Below are 16,496 nucleotides of genomic sequence, written 5' to 3' on the forward strand. Positions count from 1 at the left end.
TTCACCTTTTCGCCTTTACGGCGACCTACTTTTGCACGCGGGCAAAAGTAGGCAAAAACCGCTGGCTCCATTCATCCGGCCCCTACGCTTCGCTGCGGGGTTCCCTCGCTCCGTTCTTGCTCCCGTGGGTGCCGCGCTGTAGGGCCCATCCTGGGCCCCAGCGCTCGACGGCCATCCATGGCCGTCGCCCCACTACGCAAGAACTCCGCTCGGCCTCCTGAAGTCGCAATTGGCGGCGCCTGAACTATTGCGCGCTTAGAAGCAAAATCAACAGCGAAACAGATCAAGAGCAGATCAAGAGCAGATCAAGGGCAGAGATTTTTGATTTTTTAGTTGGAAATGTGTTGTTTGTTCCAACGCCGTCGTGGTGCAAGCCCACTTCCACGCTTGGCCACTTTACCGGTTTGGCGTGGGAGCGGGCTTGCCCCGCAATGCGAACCAGAGTTCCCACACATTCAACTAGCGACTAGCTGCGCCAGTGCAGGCGCCGCCCCTAACTTCGCGACTTCAGGAGGCCGAACGCAGGCCTTGCGTAGGGAGGTGACGGGCATGAATGCCCGTCAAGCGCTGGGGCCCAGGATGGGCCCTACAGCGCGGTCCTCCCGGGAGCAAGGCCGGAGTGAGGGAACCCCGGAGCGCAGCGTAGGGGCCGGATGAATGGAGCGAGGATTTTTTGGTTCCTTTTTGATCCTTCAAAAAGGGACCCGCCGTAAGGGCGGAAAGGTGACTATGCGTCGACATCACAAATGAATGCACACAAAACAACCAAAACCAACAACTAACCAACTAACCAACTAACCAACTAACCAAAACATGATCACTAAAATCAAAACGCCAGGAACTTCCTAAAGCCCCTGGCGCCAGCCAGCATTTAGCCAAACGGCCGTAACCCCTGCTTCATCCCAAACAGAAACAACAGCAGATCATGGTCCGGCTGAGCCCGCGCCTGGTCAGCCTTGGCCACCCGCGGCAGCGGGCACAACCCACCGACCTCGGCCTTGCTGAACACGGTCGGGCGAGGCTGCTCCCAGGCCGCCGCCGCCGCGGTGGTCACCGCCAACGCCGCCACCAGGAACAAAGCTCGAGCGATTTCTAGTTTCATTGCTCTAACCCTTTGACAGCGCTGCCAAACGCCATCTGGTAAAAATAGAGCAACATCTGCCATTGCGCGTCATTGAACGACGAATGGCGGCGCAGTTGGCGCAGGTCGTTGTACGCCGCGCGCTGGCAACTGATCCGCCGCCGGCATTTCTCCAGATCGAGCAACGCCACCTCGACCCGCGCCTGCTCCCCGTCGCCCATCACCTTGACGAACACATGCTTGCCGTACAGGCAGCCATGTTGCCAATGGCCCAGGTGCATACGCGCCAGGTTGTCCGCCAAGTCCTTGAGCATGCGCTCGTGAACCGCCTGCGGATATCGCTCGCGGGCACCCTCGGCATGCCAGGTATCAAGATCGACGAACCCCTCGAGCGCCTCGCTCACCAGCAATGCGCGCCATTGATGATCGGCATCGCGCTCGGCGCCGGCATAGACGATGCGCGGCACCCGCACACCCAACTGCTCGAAGCTGTGCAATGCATCGAGTTCGCGCAACACCGTGGGCCGGCCGAACGGGTGCAGCAGGCTGCGATAGATATGCCCCACCTGACGCTTGGCATACAGCATGTGGCCATGGTCATCGCTCAGGCGCTGCACACCACTCTCGCCACCGCGGCGCTGGTTAGGTTCCTCGACCCACTCCCCCTGCTGCTGCCAGTAATACTCGAACTGCCTGGATTCTTTCTGGACTACCGCCATCAATCTCTACCCCTTGCGCAATACATACACTCGCCACATGGCATAGAACGGCAGGAAGTCGAGACGTTCCTGAATCCTGAAGCCAGCAGAGGAAAATTCTTCTTCAACTGTAGCCGCTGGTAACACAAACCGGTTCTGATAGCTGCCCTGCGCTGCCTGGGCACCACGGCGAACCTCCAGCTTGCGACGTCGCCAAGCCTTGAAATTACCATCCACCCACAGTGACAGAATTACACTGTCACGACTAACTCTTTGAAATTCTGAAAGAATTGTTCTGCGATGGGCTGGATCACCAATGTGATGGAACAGCCGCATACAAAAAATGCTGTCGACTGCGTTATCCGGCAGATCAATCGCGAAAGCGGAAGTCTGCAAGGGGCGTACCCGCGCCACCACCTCTGGCGGTTGTGCCGTACAGGCTGTCTCGATCATCGCGGCAGAGTTGTCCGCCCCGATGATCACCCGGTTGGGTTTCTCCGCCAGCAGCGGCCAGAAACGGCCAGCACCGCACGGAAGGTCAAGCACCAGCCCCGGTTCCCCGGCCAGCGCCAAGGCACGCCGGGCCAACTGCTCGTCGCGCAGGTGAGAAAGGCGACGGGCCAGGCCATCCTGGTGCTTGAGGAAGTACTCACGGGCATGGTCCCGGTCGTACTTCTGCGAGAACGCAAGTTTGATGGGGCTACGCATTGAACATCTCCTGACTCCAGTGCGCCACACCTTAGGCAGGCAAGCGTTGGCGTCAGGTCATGTCGATGTGAAAAATCTGTCAGAACAAGCCGCAGATGTTACCGAACGTTAATCCGGATCCAAGACGCCGTCGCGGCCCTCGCTGTCCTGCACCACCGGTTTACCCTGGCTCAGGTCTACCTGGAAGCGGCAGCCATGGGGCAGCGTCGCGGTGAGGGTCACTCGCCAGCCCTGGTCGTCGCAGATCCGCTGCACCAGCGACAGGCCAAGGCCCAGGCCTTCGCCACGGCGCTCGTCCCCCCGCACGAAGGGCCGGAACATGGCCTCGCGCTGCTCCTCGGGAATGCCCACGCCGCTGTCCTCGACACTGAACCCATTGGCCTCCAGGCTCAGGCGGATGTAACCACCATCGGTATAGTGGGCGGCGTTGCGTAGCAGGTTGCCCATCACCGATTGCAGGAAGGTGGCGTTGTACAGCACCGGGCTGGCATTCGCTCGACCGTCGTAGTGCAGCACCAGGCCCTTCTGTTCGATGGTGTCGCGCCACACGCCGATCAAGTCGTCGCCCACCTCGCGCAGGGTCGCACGCGAGGCCACCGCGCCCTCGTCGCGCTGGGCCCGCGCTAGCATCAGGAAGGTCTTGACCAGTTCGCGCATCTCCTCGGTCGCCCGGGCAATCCGCTCGACCTGGCTACGCGCGCGGCTCTGCAGGTTGGGGTTCTCCATCAACAGCTCGCACGAGGTGGCCAGCACCATCAAGGGCGTGCGCAGCTCGTGGCTGACGTCGCTGGTGAACAGGCGCTCGCGGGTCAGGGCATCACGCAGGCGCCCAAGGGTATCGTCGAAGGCCACCGCCAACTGGCCAACCTCGTCCGCGGCATAGTCCGGCGCCAGCGGCGGCGCCAGGCCCAGCAACTGGTCGCGATGACGCACCTGGCGCGCCAGGCGAATCACCGGCGCCATCACCCGCCGCGCCAGCAACCATCCGAGTATCACCGCCAGGGCCAGGCTGAGCACGAAGCCCACCACCACCACGGCGAACAGCACCCGCTCGCGCTCCTCGAAGTCGCTCTGGTCCTGCAACAGCACATAGCGCCGGCCATCGACGATCTCGACCATGGCGTGGTACGACAACTGGTCGCGGAACACCTCGTGAAAGCCAACGTCCAGGTGGCGCAGGTCCTTGGGCAGTTCGAAGTCGTCGCGCCCGCCGCTGAAGTAGAACAGCTGGTCGGGGCGCGGCCGGTGGCTCCAGTCGCTGACGCTGTCCATGCGCAGCAGGCGCTGCAGGTCACCGCCCAGTACCGACGAGATCAGCCGCTCCTCGACCAGATGCACCGTGGCGACGATGCCGAAGGCGAAGGCCCCGGCGACCAGCGCGCTCATCAGCGCAAAGGCGATGATGATGCGCTGGGCAAGGCTCTGTCTAAACTCCATCGCGGCCCTCGGCGAGGCGATAGCCGACGCCATGGACGGTATGCAGCAGGGGCTTTTCGAACGGCTTGTCGATCACCTGGCGCAACTGGTGGACATGGCTACGCAGGCTGTCGCTGTCCGGGCAGTCATCGCCCCACAGGGCTTCTTCCAACACCTCACGGCGCAGCACATGGGGGCTTTTCTGCATCAGCACGGCAAGCAACTTGAGGCCAACCGGGTTGAGCTTGAGCAGGCGGCCCTGGCGGGTGACTTCCAAGGTATCGAGGTCGTAGCTCAGGTCGGCGACCTGCAGCGTGCGCCGCCCGCCGCCCTGGGCACGGCGCAACACCGCTTCAATGCGCGCGGCCAGCTCCGAGAGCGCGAATGGCTTGAGCAGGTAGTCGTCGGCCCCGGAACGGAAACCCTGCAGGCGGTCATCCAACTGGTCGCGAGCAGTGAGCATGATCACCGGTGTATCGCGACGGGCGTCCTCGCGCAGGCGCTTGCACAGCGTGTAACCATCGATGCCCGGCAGCATGATGTCGAGCACGATCAGGTCATAGTGCTCGGTGGCGGCCAGGTGCAGGCCGGACAGGCCGTCCTGGGCGCAGTCGACGGTATAGCCCTTCATGCCGAGGTAGTCGGCCAGGTTGGCGAGGATATCGCGGTTGTCTTCAACCAAAAGAATGCGCATCGAGGTCTCCTGTGCGGCGCTTCGCAGTGCGCGGCAGGCGCAGCTTAAGGCCATCGCCCGCGCGGTGCCAGCCCTGGGGCGAATTCAGCGAACTTGACAGTTTTTTCACTGATCCTTCACGGACACAGGATAGCGGGCGCAGGACAATGCCCAGTCATTTTCACACCCGTCCCCCACCCGCTGGAGTCACCATGCAGGCAACTGTCCACCCTCGCCCGATCAACCCGTGGCTGTACCTGGGCATCCCTTTCGTCACCGCCGTGGCACTGGTCCTGCTGGAATGGACCTCGCTGGACATGGACCTGGCCAGGCTGTTCTACAACCCGGTGGCCGGCGAATTCATCGGCCGCCACAGCTACCTGCTGGAGACCATCCTGCATGACCGGGTCAAGCAAGGCGTGATCGTGCTCGGCGTGCTGAGTATCGCCGCACTTGCCCTGAGTTTTTGCTGGCAGCGCCTGTATGGCTGGCGACGGGAACTGGGCTGCCTGGTACTGGCGTTGGGGCTGTCCACCGCGTTCGTAACCCCACTCAAGCAACTGACCCAGGTGCAATGCCCCTGGAGCCTGACCCAGTTCGGTGGCAAGGAAACCTACAGCAAGCTGCTCGAACCCCGGCCGCCCACCGACAAGCCAGGCTTGTGCTGGCCGGGTGGCCACGCGACGACCGGGTTCTGCCTGTTTGCGCTGTTCTTCGTGCTGCGCGACCGTAAGCCGCGGCTGGCGCGGGCGGCGTTGTTGCTCGCGTTCGTGGCGGGCTCGGTGTTGTCGTTGGGACGGATGATGCAGGGGGCGCACTTCTTGTCGCACAACGTGTGGACGGCAGTGTTCTGCTGGTTGATCGGCCTTGGGTCGTATTACCCGGTGCTGTATCGCCGGGGCCGGGCGCAAGCGCCAGCCGACGAGCGCAGCATGGCCTGAGCCAGGGGCCGCCTTGCCGCCCCACTGGCCTCGAGACAAACGAAAAAGCCCCGGCTCTCGCGAGCCGGGGCTTTTCCTTGGTGCAGGGGGTAAGGCTGGCTTACATCATGCCGCCCATGCCACCCATGCCGCCCATGTCAGGCATGCCGCCAGCAGCTGGCTTGTCTTCCGGCAGGTCGGCAACCATGGCTTCGGTGGTGATCATCAGACCGCCGATCGAAGCTGCGGCTTGCAGGGCCGAACGGGTGACCTTGGCTGGGTCCAGGATGCCCATCTCGATCATGTCGCCGTATTCGCCGGTAGCGGCGTTGTAACCGAAGTTGCCCGAACCTTGCTTGACCTTGTCAGCGACAACGCTTGGCTCGTCGCCGGCGTTGGCAGTGATCTGGCGCAGCGGGGCTTCGACGGCGCGGCGCAGCAGGGCGATACCGACGTTCTGGTCTTCGTTGTCGCCTTTGAGCTCAACGATGGCAGCCAGGGCGCGCACCAGGGCAACACCACCGCCAGGTACCACGCCTTCTTCGACGGCAGCACGGGTCGCGTGCAGGGCGTCTTCGACGCGGGCTTTCTTCTCTTTCATCTCGACTTCGGTGCCGGCACCGACCTTGATCACGGCAACACCGCCAGCCAGCTTGGCCAGACGCTCTTGCAGCTTCTCACGGTCGTAGTCCGAAGTGGTGTCGGCAACCTGGGCGCGGATCTGGGTGACGCGAGCCTGGATGTCGGATTCTTGGCCAGCACCGTCGATGATGGTGGTGTTTTCCTTGGACAGGATCACGCGCTTGGCGTTACCCAGGTGCTCCAGGGTGGCGGTTTCCAGGGACAGGCCGATCTCTTCGGAGATCACGGTGGCGCCGGTCAGGACGGCGATGTCCTGCAGCATGGCCTTGCGGCGATCGCCGAAGCCAGGGGCCTTGACGGCGGCAACCTTGACGATGCCACGCATGTTGTTGACCACCAAGGTAGCCAGGGCTTCGCCCTCGACGTCCTCGGCAACGATCAGCAGCGGACGGCCGGCCTTGGCAACGGCTTCCAGTACTGGCAGCAGCTCGCGGATGTTGGAGATCTTCTTGTCGACCAGCAGCAGCAGCGCGCCTTCGAGCTCAGCCACCATGGTGTCCGGCTTGTTGACGAAGTACGGCGACAGGTAGCCGCGGTCGAACTGCATGCCTTCGACGACGGACAGTTCGTTTTCCAGGCCCGAGCCTTCTTCGACGGTGATCACGCCTTCTTTACCGACTTTTTCCATGGCTTCGGCGATGATTTCACCGATGGAGTTGTCGGAGTTGGCGGAGATGGTGCCTACCTGGGCGATGGCCTTGGAGTCGGCGCATGGCTTGGACAGGTTCTTCAGCTCGGCGACGACGGCGGCGGTGGCCTTGTCGATGCCGCGCTTGAGGTCCATCGGGTTCATGCCGGCAGCGACGGCCTTCAGGCCTTCGTTGACGATGGCCTGGGCCAGAACGGTGGCGGTGGTGGTGCCGTCACCGGCAGCATCGTTGGCCTTGGAAGCGACTTCCTTGACCAGCTGGGCGCCCATGTTCTCGAAGGCGTCTTTCAGCTCGATTTCTTTGGCGACGGAAACACCGTCCTTGGTGATGGTCGGCGCGCCGAAGCTCTTGGCCAGAACCACGTTACGGCCTTTCGGGCCGAGGGTCGCTTTTACCGCGTCAGCCAGAACGTTGACACCAACCAGCATTTTCTTACGAGCGGAATCGCCGAATTTTACGTCTTTAGCAGCCATGATCGTTTAATCCTTGGAATTCTTTGGAGTAACGGGAAGTCGGGGAAATCAGCCTTCGATAACGGCGAGGATTTCGTTCTCGGCCATGACCAGCAGGTCTTCGCCATCGACTTTCACGGTGTTGCTGCCCGAGTAAGGGCCGAAAACCACTTTGTCACCCACTTTCACGGCCAGCGCGCGCACTTCGCCGTTGTCCAGGATGCGACCGGTGCCGACGGCGACGACTTCGCCGCGGTTTGGTTTTTCAGCGGCCGAACCCGGCAGGACGATACCGCCAGCGGTTTTCGATTCTTCTTCGCTGCGGCGGATAACGACGCGGTCATGCAGAGGACGAAGCTTCATTGTCGATCTCTCCCAAATAGTGGTTTTCATCGGCCGGTGTCGACACCGGCAGGTTGATACGGTCCGGCGTTGCCGGGAGTGGCCCGCGACGGGCGAACCACGTGTGTCATGCCTGGTGTCACCACCAGAAACCTTGCGGTGACCACATACATGAGGCCGACAAAATTGATTACAAGGCTTGATAGGGAATTTTTTTTACCTGGCCTTTCAAGGCCGATGTGGCCGCCGGCTTGCCCCGCGATGCGGCAAGCCACAGCACTGGACGCCGTTACTTGTCACGACGCTCGTACTCGCCCTCGATCACATTGGGGCGATGGCCACCATCACGCGGTTGCGCCTGGTACGGATCATCCTGGAAGGCTCGTTGGCGCAGGGCCTGCTCCTCGGCACGGCGGCGCATCTTCGCCGCCACCAGGCGCCGGGTGAACGGCAACAGGCACAGCAGGCCCAACACGTCGCTGATGAAGCCTGGCAGCAGCAGCAGGCCGCCACCGACCGCCAGCATCAGGCCCTGGAACATGTCCTCGGCGGGCAGTTCGCCACGCTGCAGGCTTTCCCGGGCACGCAAGGCGGTGGCCAGGCCAGCCACGCGCATCACCAGCACACCCAGGGCAGAACCGGCGATGATCAGTAGCAGCGCCGGAAAGAAACCGATGGCGGCGCTGACCTTGACGAAGACGAACAGCTCCAGCACAGGGAAGAGTAGAAACAGCAGTAGAAAAGCACGCATCAAGCATTCCTCGATGGAAGAGAATCTTCCTGTAAGACCATCAGATGGATGCCCTGCTGCCGATTTTCAACCCTCGACCGCCGCCGCCACTGGCCACTGGTCAGCGCGGGCCAGCAGTACCAAGGCCTCGCGGACTTGTGTCGGCGTGTTGCAAGTTTCAGGAAACGCCAGCCAGTGAACGCCCTGGCCGATGCGCAGGTGCATGCCTTCACTGTCGATACCGACCAGTTCGGCAGGCACGCTACGCGGCAGCCCGGTCAGCTCGACGTAGTGGGCAATGGCATTGGCGTGGTCGCTGTTCATGTGCGCGATCATGCTCGCCTCGGCGGAGCCGGCAAACGGGTTGGCCAGGGTCACCTGGTCGAGCCAGTGGATCGCACCGAACCCGCCAATGTAGCGGTGACGCACCGGTTGCAGCACCCAGAAGTCGAAATCGTGGGCCTTGTGATAATTCGCCGACTCGGGAAAGTAACGATAGTAGCGCGCCGCGGCCGCTTCGATGGCGGGCTCGTCGCTGAGCTTGTGGGCCTCGGCCATCACCGTCAGGCGCCCGACGGCCTGCACATCTTCTGCTTCGCGCTCGCCCACCAGCATCGAGCACTTGGGATCCTTGAGCAGGTTATGGGTGTGCTGGGCAATGCGGCTGATAAGGATCAGCGGATGGCCCTCGGCATCCAGGCAGTAGGGCACCACCGAGCCAAAAGGAAAGCCGGGCATCGACTTGGAGTGGGTCGAGAGGACACCGCGATACTCCTTGAGCAGCAGTTCCCGGGCGGGGCGAAGGGCGTTGGTACTCACGGGTGTGGGCTCCTGGCGGCGGACTGGATGAGTGACAAGATAAGCATTATCACCCGCTGCCGCCACTAGGTATGCTGCGCAGGCCTGGAGCTACGCATATCCCTGTAGGAGCGGCCTTGTGTCGCGAAAGGGCTGCGCAGCAGCCCCAGGATCTCAGCGACGAGGCAGACATCGCCGGGGCCGCTTTGCGGCCCTTTCGCGACACAAGGCCGCTCCTACAAAGGGCACGCATAGCGCCTGCAGGATCGTCTTACCAGGTAACACCGAATCCGGCGGTATACCGCGTCTTGTCCAGGTCGCTGTCACGCGTGCCCCTGATAACGTCCTTTTCGGCCTTGAGGTTCAACGACGCCCACTCGGTCACCTTGTAACGCAGCCCCAACTCGGCATCCAGCGAGTAGTCGGCGACACTGCTAAACGGCCTGCCGAACTCGCCATTGGTGAAGAACTCGACCTTCTTGCCAATCAGGTAACGGTTGTAATCCCACTTCACCGCGGCGGCATAGAAGTTGTCCTGGCGACCATCCCGGTACTCGAAATCGGTGCGATTGATCAGCGAGCCCAGCGAGAACGCGCCCAGTTCGTCATCCCAGAACTGATAGCCCGGGCCGGTACCGACGGTGCGCTGGCGGGCCAGGTCCTCGATATGATCGCGCTTGTATTCCAACCGCCCCTGCCAGAACCACTTATCGGTGATGAAGCGGTCCAGGGCGTACTCGGCGCTCCAGTTATTGGTGGTGGTGACGTCATCCTTGGTCTCGCGGTTGTACTCGCCTTCGGCGTTGTGCCGCCAGCGCCCGTGGCGGGCGGTGGTCTTGAAACTGACGTCATAGTCGTCGGTATTGTTCTCGGCGCGCTTGTAGTCCATCGCCACATCGACATTGCCTTTCCACAGGAAGTCCTCAAGCAGCGGTCGCGGTTTCATGATCTGCTCGATGCTGGCCAATTCGACGGTCTTCGGCGCCTCGCCATTGGCCAAGGTCACCTTGCCCGGCTCGGCGGCCTTGAGCGACTTGGCTTTTTCGCCACTGTAGGCATCCTGCTTGACCAGCAGCTCCTGGTCGCTCTCCAGGGTCTGCACCTGCTTCCAGTCCAGGGCGATGGAGCCTCCATAAGGGGTTTCCAACAGCAACTTGCCGCCGTCGAAGACTTTGATCTTGCCGCTCAGGCGGTCACCGTTCTTCATCCACACGGTGTCAGCGAGCGCTGGGGCGCACAGGGAAGCGGCAACGAGGCACAGCAGGGTTCTAGAATACATAAATGCAATACGGGTTCGATTCGACGAAAAAGCCGGGCATTATCCAGATACCCCGGCCCTGAGCAAGGACAGACCCACCTCATGTCGATGAGTTCCACTCGCATTTACCCAAACCGCCTGTCCGGTTTCATCCACAGGCCAGGGGCGCCGTGATGCCCACGCCACTCGCACCACCTCCAGCAGACGCACAGGCCCGACGAATGGCGCTGTACTCGGTGCTGGGCCAAGTCCCCAGCGGCAAGGTGGTAAGCTACGGCCAGCTGGCCGAGCTGGCCGGCCTTGGCCGCGCGGCGCGCTGGGTTGGCCGTACCCTGGGGCAGCTGCCTGGCGACACCCGCCTGCCCTGGCATCGCGTGCTCGGCGCTGGTGGCCGGCTGAGCCTGGCGCTGGGCACACCCTCGGGCGACGAACAACGCGCCCGCTTGCGCGCAGAAGGCGTGAATGTGGCCAATAATCGTGTGGATATGGCGCGCCATGGCTGGCGCCCGATGGAGCACAGCGGTTAGAGTGCGCGCTTTGTTTTCGCAAACCTTGAGGCAGATGTTGGCCCATGCCCCGTAAAACCTGGCGCGCTGCGCTCGCTGCCTATGCCAGCCCGTCAACCCTGGTGCTTTTGCTGCTCGGATTCGCCGCCGGCATGCCGTACATGCTGGTGTTCTCGACCCTCTCGGTATGGCTGCGCGAGGCGGGTGTCGCGCGTGAAACCATCGGATATGCCAGCCTGATCGGCCTGGCCTACGCCTTCAAGTGGGTGTGGTCGCCGCTGCTCGACCAGTGGCGCCTGCCGTTGCTCGGCGGCATGGGCCGACGCCGCTCCTGGTTGCTGCTGTCGCAAGTGCTGGTGGTACTTGGCCTGATCGGCATGGGCTTCTGCGACCCGCAAAAGCACCTGTCGTGGCTGATCGCCCTGGCTGTGCTGGTGGCCTTCGCCTCGGCCACCCAGGATATCGCGGTCGACGCCTACCGCCTGGAGATCGCCGATGACCAGCGCCAGGCCGCCCTGGCTGCCAGCTACATGGCCGGTTATCGGGTCGCCGCACTGCTTGCCACAGCCGGCGCGCTGTTCTTTGCCGAGTGGTTCGGCTCCACCGGTTTCAGCTACCTGCATGAAGCCTGGACCGGCACCTACGTGCTGTTTGGCGTGTTGATGCTGCCCGCCGTCTTCACCACCCTGGTGATGCGCGAACCGCCAGTGCCCCTGCGCACCCAACTGTCGGCCGCACGCTATGGGCTGACGCACCAACTGGCCTCGGTGTTCGTGCTGATCATCCTGCTGGTTTCGGTGCCGGCCAGCTTCACCCAGATGTTCAACACCGACTGGGCCAGCGTGGTCTTCGGCGACGCGACCATGCTCGACCTGTTGCTCGAGGACCGCGCCTTCCTGCGCCTGATCCTCTACGTGCTGCTGACCTGGGCTTGCCTGTCGTCCCTGGGCCGCCGCGGCCTGGCGCCGGTGCTCACGCCGGTCAACGACTTCATCATGCGTTACCGCTGGCAGGCATTGCTGCTGCTCGGGCTGATCGCCACCTACCGGATGTCCGACACGGTGATGGGCGTGATGGCCAACGTGTTCTATATCGACATGGGCTTCACCAAGGACCAGATCGCCAGCGTCAGCAAGATCTTCGGCCTGATCATGACCCTGGTCGGCGCCGGCGCCGGCGGCCTGCTGATCGTGCGCTTCGGCATCCTGCCGATCCTGTTCATCGGCGGCGCGGCCTCGGCGGCCACCAACATCCTGTTCCTGATGCTGGCCGACATGGGCCCGAACCTGGAAATGCTGGTGGTGACCATTTCGCTGGACAACTTCAGCTCAGGCCTGGCCACCTCGGCGTTCGTCGCCTACCTGTCGAGCCTGACCAACCTGAAGTTCTCGGCCACCCAATACGCCCTGCTCAGCTCGATCATGCTGTTGTTGCCGCGCCTGATCGGCGGCTACTCAGGGGTGATGGTGGAGAAGTTCGGCTATCACGATTTCTTCCTGATCACCGCCCTGCTGGGCGTGCCGACACTGATCTTGATCGCCCTGCACTGGCGCCAGGAGGCCGGCCGGGGAAAGCCGGTGCCGGTGAGTAACTCTGCCGCCGAGCAACCCTGAACCGTAGGAGCGGCCTTGTGCCGCGAAAGGGCCGCATAGCGGCCCCGGCAATCAGAGCCTCCAACATGACTATTGCCGGGGGCGCGCTGCGCCCCTTTCGCGGCACAAGGCCGCTCCTGCAGGACTCGGGTTTACTGAGTGACAGCCCCTTCCCCGAAACGCCTGCCCACCACGAACCACAAGGGCAACAGCGCCAGCGCCCCTGCCACACACGCGGCGACGGCGAAGTGCAGCAGGCTCGCCCCGGCGCCAAGCATCGCCAGCACCACGCCGCCCAGCCCCAGCAGCGCGATGGTGATCATGCCCAGCATGGCCGACACCAGGCCCTTGCTCTGTTCGCTGGAGAACAGCGTCATGCGGTACAGCACGGCGTTAGCCACGCCCAGGCCCAGGGCATACAGCGACATGCCCGCCACCACGCTGGTCACCGACGACCAGCACCAGGTGGCCAGGACCATCAGCCCCAGCCCCGCCAGGTACGGCCATAGCGCGCCGCGCACCAGCGCCGGCAACGGATAGCGATCGGCGATACGGTTGATGATCAGGTTGCCGAGGATCAGCCCGGCGAATACCGGCAACTGCCACAACGCATAGTCCATCGTGCTCAGGCCCTCGTCGTGGATCAGCAGCACCGGCGACAGGCCGATCCAACCGATCAGTGGCAACCCCACCAGACCCAGCGCCGCGCTACCTGCAACGAAACGCCGGTTGCCCAGCAACTGGGCATAGCCGGCCAGCAGTGGCATCAGGTGAATCGGCGTGAACGCCAGGCGCGAGCCATCGCGGCGCTCCACGCCGAGGGTCTCTGGCATCAGGCGGTACAGCAGCCCCCAGCACAGTACCGCGCCCAGGGCGAAAGCGACGAACAGCCAGCGCCAGTCCAGCCATTTCAGCATCAAGGTACCCACCAATGGGCCGAGCAACGGCGACAGCAGCGCGATGTTGGCCAGCAAAGCCATCATGCGCACGGCGTCGGCCTCGCTGAAGGCCTCGTTGAGCGCCGGGTAGCTGACCGTGACCACGAAGCCCAGGCCGATGCCTTGTAGCAGACGCAGCAGGTTGAACAGGCCAATATCCTGAACCCAGAAGGTAGCCAGGCAGGCCAGCCCGAAGAACAGGCAGCCCGCCAGCAACATCGGGCGCCGGCCAAATCGATCGGCCAGGGGGCCGATCAGCCATTGCAGCACCACGCCACCGAGCAGGTAGAGGTTCAGTGCGTGGGGGATATATTCGGGGCTGGCCCGCAAGTCACCGACCACCACTGGCATGGCGGGCATCACGGCGTCACTGGCCAGGTAGGTCAGCAGTTCGAATAGCGCCAGGGTCAAGCCGAACAGCAAGGCGCGCAGAGGGGTGATATACAACAGAGGCTTCATGGCGGGCATCAGGTATTGAGGGCGGGGTCAGGCTATATGCCAGATTTGACAGTGCCTGTGCTGTGAACAAGTGTAAGGGCACGAAAAGCAACATGGGGTAAGCCCATCCCCACAAGATTGTAGGAACAGGCTTACCCCACGATGAACAGCGAGGGTGACGAAGCGGTTTACTGCACCGCGCTCTCCTGCACCACGCGGATGACCCGCTGCGGGAACGGAATGTCGATGCCTTCGGCCTTGAGCCGGTCACGGGCATGCTCATTGAGCATGAACAGCACGTCCCAGTAGTCGGCAGTCTTGGTCCAGATACGCAGCGACACGGTGATCGAGCTGTCGCCCAGGGTCGAGATCACTGCTTGCGGCGCCGGGTCCTGCAGCACGCGTGGGTCTTGCGCCAGCTCCAGCAGCACGTTGCGCGCCTTCTGCAGGTCGGCATCGTAGTCCACCCCCACATCGAACACGACCTTGCGGGTCGGCTGGCGATTGGTGTTGGTGATGATGCCGTTGGACAGCGCGCCGTTGGGCATGATCACCGTCTTGTTGTCACCGGTGCGCACCACGGTGTGGAAGATCTGGATGCTGTCCACGGTGCCTGCGACACCCTGAGCTTCGATCCAGTCACCGATGCGGAACGGGCGGAACATCAGGATCAGCACGCCACCGGCAAAGTTCGCCAGGCTGCCCTGCAACGCCAGGCCGATAGCCAAGCCGGCGGCACCGATGGCGGCGACGAACGAGGTGGTTTCGATACCGATCATCGACGCGACACTGACCATCAGCAGCACTTTCAGCACGATATTGGCCAGGGAGCTGATGAAGCCCTGCAACGCCACATCGGCGCGCAGCCCCACCAGCTTGCCCAGGCGGGCGCTGAGCTTGTTGATGATCCACCAGCCGATGGCCAGTGTCAGCAGCGCCAGCAACAGGCGGCTGCCGTATTCCATGATCAATGGAATCCAGGTTTGCGATTGGCGGACCAGCTGATCGACTTCAGCGTTCAAATCCATGTTCATCTCCTGATGCCGAACGGCAAGTGCACAGTAAAGCAGGCCGCTGAAACATCAGCGGCCAAGGGACCTCATGGACATCACTAGGCCATCAAGGTTCCGATGCCGTGATCAGTCGCGGAAGTTGTTGAACTGCAGCGGCATGTCGAATTCCTTGGTGCGCAGCAGGGCAATGGCTTCCTGCAGATCGTCGCGCTTCTTGCCGGTGACGCGCACCTGCTCACCCTGGATGGCGGCCTGGACCTTGAGCTTGCCATCCTTGATGGTGGCGACGATCTTCTTGGCCAGGTCCTTGTCGATACCCTCGCGGAACTTGGCTTCCTGTTTCTTTTCCTTGCCCGAGGCGTAGGGGTCCTTGGTTTCCAGGCATTTGACGTCGATCTTGCGCTTGACCAGCGCCAGGCGCAGGATTTCCAGCATCGCCTCGAGCTGGAACTCCTCCTCGGCGGTCAGCAGCACGGTCTGTTCCTTGTCCTTGAACTCGAAGGTGCCCTTGCCCTTCAAGTCATAACGGCGGTCGAGGTCCTTGATGGCGTTGTCGACGGCGTTCTGCACTTCGTGCTTGTCCAGTTCCGATACCACGTCGAACGAAGGCATGGTTGATCTCCAGAAAAAAAAGCGCGCTCGCCTGAAGATGGAGCGCGTCGGGTTTGATGGTTAAAATGCGCACTCATTATAACGGGTTGCGAAACGCAGATGAGCAGCACCTGGCATATTCTCGGCGCTGGTAGCCTCGGCAGTCTCTGGGCCTGCCGCCTGGCCCGCGCCGGCAAACCGGTAGCCCTGATCCTGCGCGACCAGCAGCGCCTGGCCGCCTATCAACGCAAGGGCGGGCTGACGCTGGTGGAGCAGGATGCCCAGCACCACTATGCGATCCCTGCGCAGAGTTTCGACGCGCCCGGCCCGATCCATCGCCTGCTGGTCGCCTGCAAGGCCTACGACGCCGCGCCTGCCGTGGCGCGTCTGGCCCCCAGGCTGGCCCATGGCGTCGAGCTGATACTGCTGCAGAACGGCCTGGGCAGCCAGGACGAAGTCGCCGAACAGGTGCCGCACGCCCGCTGCATCTTCGCCTCCAGCACCGAGGGCGCGTTCCGCGAAGCGGACTGGCAGGTTCGCTTTGCCGGGCACGGCTTCAACTGGCTGGGTGATCCGGCCAGCCCCGGCATGCCATCCTGGTTCGACGACCTGCACGACGCCGGTATTCCGGCCCAGTGGGCGCTCGACATCCCTACTCGCCTATGGCGCAAACTGGCGCTCAATTGTGCGATCAACCCGCTGACGGTACTGCACGACTGCCAGAATGGCGGCCTGCTCGGACACCTGACCGAAGTCGACCCGCTGTGCGACGAACTGGTCAACCTGCTGCACCGTTGTGGCCAGCCCGAAGCGGCCAGCGACCTGCACGAGGAAGTGCAACGGGTGATCGTCGCCACCGCGGCCAACTACTCTTCGATGTACCAGGACGTTCGCCATGGCCGGCGCACCGAGGTCCACTACCTGCTCGGCCATGCCTGCCGCAGCGCCGCCCGCCACGGCGCCGCGGTGCCGCAGCTGGAACGTCTGCTGCGGCGCCTGGTCGATAACCTCGAGGCGCGCGGCCTGCGCAGCGATTGACGCTTCCATCCA

General features: G+C 63.0%; 17 protein-coding genes. 4 read left to right on the forward strand and 13 right to left on the reverse strand.

Features of this window, described 5'->3' with window-relative positions:
* Positions 1 to 871: 871 nt before the first annotated feature.
* From E3U47_RS23340 to colR, 5 genes are all read right to left on the reverse strand, one after another.
* Positions 872 to 1,102, reverse strand: a complete 231-nt coding sequence (locus E3U47_RS23340; protein WP_134693942.1) for a hypothetical protein — start codon at positions 1,100 to 1,102, stop codon at positions 872 to 874.
* The gene (locus E3U47_RS23345) at positions 1,099 to 1,800 is read right to left on the reverse strand and encodes a lipopolysaccharide kinase InaA family protein (RefSeq protein WP_134693943.1); all 702 of its coding nucleotides are present in this window, start codon (positions 1,798 to 1,800) and stop codon (positions 1,099 to 1,101) included. The genes E3U47_RS23340 and E3U47_RS23345 overlap by 4 nt, the downstream gene beginning before the upstream one ends.
* 6 nt (positions 1,801 to 1,806) lie before the next feature.
* Positions 1,807 to 2,487 (reverse strand): class I SAM-dependent methyltransferase, encoded by a 681-nt coding sequence (locus tag E3U47_RS23350; RefSeq protein WP_134693944.1) that lies wholly within the window; start codon positions 2,485 to 2,487, stop codon positions 1,807 to 1,809.
* A 108-nt stretch (positions 2,488 to 2,595) separates the two neighbouring features.
* Positions 2,596 to 3,924 (reverse strand): HAMP domain-containing sensor histidine kinase, encoded by a 1,329-nt coding sequence (locus E3U47_RS23355; protein WP_134693945.1) that lies wholly within the window; start codon positions 3,922 to 3,924, stop codon positions 2,596 to 2,598.
* Complete coding sequence (gene colR / locus E3U47_RS23360; RefSeq protein WP_003255215.1) at positions 3,914 to 4,597, reverse strand: two-component system response regulator ColR; 684 nt, start codon at positions 4,595 to 4,597, stop codon at positions 3,914 to 3,916. The genes E3U47_RS23355 and colR overlap by 11 nt, the downstream gene beginning before the upstream one ends.
* A gap of 191 nt (positions 4,598 to 4,788) precedes the next feature.
* Here colR and E3U47_RS23365 point away from each other — a divergent pair, with 191 nt between their 5' ends.
* The gene (locus tag E3U47_RS23365) at positions 4,789 to 5,517 is read left to right on the forward strand and encodes a phosphatase PAP2 family protein (RefSeq protein ID WP_134693946.1); all 729 of its coding nucleotides are present in this window, start codon (positions 4,789 to 4,791) and stop codon (positions 5,515 to 5,517) included.
* 100 nt (positions 5,518 to 5,617) lie between these two features.
* Here the strand turns inward: E3U47_RS23365 and groL are convergent, their stop codons facing one another.
* The 5 genes from groL to E3U47_RS23395 form a co-directional block, all read right to left on the reverse strand.
* Positions 5,618 to 7,261 (reverse strand): chaperonin GroEL, encoded by a 1,644-nt coding sequence (groL, locus tag E3U47_RS23370; protein ID WP_134693947.1) that lies wholly within the window; start codon positions 7,259 to 7,261, stop codon positions 5,618 to 5,620.
* Positions 7,262 to 7,309: 48 nt separating this feature from the next.
* A complete protein-coding gene (locus E3U47_RS23375) occupies positions 7,310 to 7,603 on the reverse strand; it encodes a co-chaperone GroES (protein ID WP_003260750.1) in 294 nt (97 codons plus the stop codon).
* A 268-nt stretch (positions 7,604 to 7,871) separates the two neighbouring features.
* A complete protein-coding gene (locus tag E3U47_RS23380; protein ID WP_134693948.1) occupies positions 7,872 to 8,333 on the reverse strand; it encodes an FxsA family protein in 462 nt (153 codons plus the stop codon).
* A gap of 66 nt (positions 8,334 to 8,399) precedes the next feature.
* Positions 8,400 to 9,131: a HugZ family protein gene (locus E3U47_RS23385; protein WP_134693949.1), complete on the reverse strand. Its 732-nt coding sequence runs from the start codon at positions 9,129 to 9,131 to the stop codon at positions 8,400 to 8,402.
* Between the two features lie 250 nt (positions 9,132 to 9,381).
* Complete coding sequence (locus E3U47_RS23395) at positions 9,382 to 10,389, reverse strand: DUF481 domain-containing protein (protein ID WP_134693951.1); 1,008 nt, start codon at positions 10,387 to 10,389, stop codon at positions 9,382 to 9,384.
* A gap of 152 nt (positions 10,390 to 10,541) precedes the next feature.
* Between E3U47_RS23395 and E3U47_RS23400 the strand changes: the two genes are divergently transcribed.
* Positions 10,542 to 10,895 (forward strand): MGMT family protein, encoded by a 354-nt coding sequence (locus E3U47_RS23400; RefSeq protein ID WP_134693952.1) that lies wholly within the window; start codon positions 10,542 to 10,544, stop codon positions 10,893 to 10,895.
* Between the two features lie 44 nt (positions 10,896 to 10,939).
* Entirely contained in the window at positions 10,940 to 12,487 is a 1,548-nt protein-coding gene (locus E3U47_RS23405) for an AmpG family muropeptide MFS transporter (RefSeq protein WP_134693953.1), read from the forward strand.
* A gap of 131 nt (positions 12,488 to 12,618) precedes the next feature.
* On the opposite strand, the gene E3U47_RS23410 is transcribed toward E3U47_RS23405, so the two are convergent.
* From E3U47_RS23410 to E3U47_RS23420, 3 genes are all read right to left on the reverse strand, one after another.
* A complete protein-coding gene (locus E3U47_RS23410) occupies positions 12,619 to 13,863 on the reverse strand; it encodes an MFS transporter (RefSeq protein ID WP_134693954.1) in 1,245 nt (414 codons plus the stop codon).
* 167 nt (positions 13,864 to 14,030) lie between these two features.
* Entirely contained in the window at positions 14,031 to 14,870 is an 840-nt protein-coding gene (locus E3U47_RS23415) for a mechanosensitive ion channel family protein (RefSeq protein WP_134693955.1), read from the reverse strand.
* A gap of 111 nt (positions 14,871 to 14,981) precedes the next feature.
* The gene (locus E3U47_RS23420; RefSeq protein ID WP_011535522.1) at positions 14,982 to 15,467 is read right to left on the reverse strand and encodes a YajQ family cyclic di-GMP-binding protein; all 486 of its coding nucleotides are present in this window, start codon (positions 15,465 to 15,467) and stop codon (positions 14,982 to 14,984) included.
* A gap of 99 nt (positions 15,468 to 15,566) precedes the next feature.
* Between E3U47_RS23420 and E3U47_RS23425 the strand changes: the two genes are divergently transcribed.
* Positions 15,567 to 16,484 carry a putative 2-dehydropantoate 2-reductase gene (locus E3U47_RS23425; protein WP_134693956.1) on the forward strand — a complete coding sequence of 306 codons (918 nt, stop codon included), beginning with the start codon at positions 15,567 to 15,569 and terminating at the stop codon, positions 16,482 to 16,484.
* Positions 16,485 to 16,496 lie beyond the last annotated feature (12 nt).

The sequence above is a fragment of the Pseudomonas sp. RIT623 genome, assembly GCF_004519305.1.
In the GTDB taxonomy this organism is placed as follows: domain Bacteria; phylum Pseudomonadota; class Gammaproteobacteria; order Pseudomonadales; family Pseudomonadaceae; genus Aquipseudomonas.